Source organism: Rhodococcus sp. BS-15, from assembly GCF_000813105.1.
GTDB lineage: Bacteria > Actinomycetota > Actinomycetes > Mycobacteriales > Mycobacteriaceae > Rhodococcoides.
Window position 1 is genome coordinate 1 of the sequence record NZ_BAOX01000615.1, and the last position, 718, is coordinate 718.

Annotated in this window: 1 protein-coding gene; it reads left to right on the forward strand. The window is 68.2% G+C overall.

The window, feature by feature from the left end; translation table 11 throughout:
• Positions 1-154: 154 nt before the first annotated feature.
• Positions 155-718: ESX secretion-associated protein EspG (locus RHBS_RS28285; RefSeq protein ID WP_145977676.1), on the forward strand; the 564-nt coding region annotated here is incomplete at its 3' end.

Here is a 718-nt window from a genome sequence, read left to right on the forward strand (position 1 = left end):
CTCCGGCCTCCGGCACGCGCGGGCAGGCCGAGGACGACGAACACGAGACCCCGGACTACCTCAAGCAGTTCGAGCACTTCGCGGACGGCCGCACCGTTGCGCCGTCTGTCATCGGCGCGGATCCGACAGTGCCGGACACCAGCGGGAACGGCCGTTGATCGACTTGGGAACCGTGCCGGTGGGCCACACATTGCCGATCGCCGAACTCGGTGCGGACGAGATGGACTTCCTGGTCGACGAGCTGTCGATCGCCGAGCTACCCGTCGTCCTGAACGTATTCCCGCGCTTCGACGACGCTGCGGCGCGGGATTCCGCACTGGAACGTGGCCGCGGCGCACTCGACTCGGCCGGACTGTTGGTCGGCGGCCGCGTCCACGAAGATCTCGAGCAGTGGATGCGGGTTCTCGAACAACCTCACTGGTACGTCTCGGTCCGCGTGTTCGACGTCGAGAGCGCCGAGCCCGTTCCGGCAACTCGGATCTGCGTCGCATCCGACGGTCGGTTGACGGTGTCCGCGGTGCGGCGGGACGACATGATCACCGTCCGCGCCGTCGACGGTGATCCGGCCCGAGACCTCGCGGTGTCGATCGGCTCGGCCGCGTCGTTCGACCCGGGCAGCATCAACGCGCCCACCGATCTGTTGGCCGAAGCACTCGATGCGGCACCGACCGATGTCGGAGCAACCGCGTCTCGGCTCCGCGGCATCGGCATAGCGGAC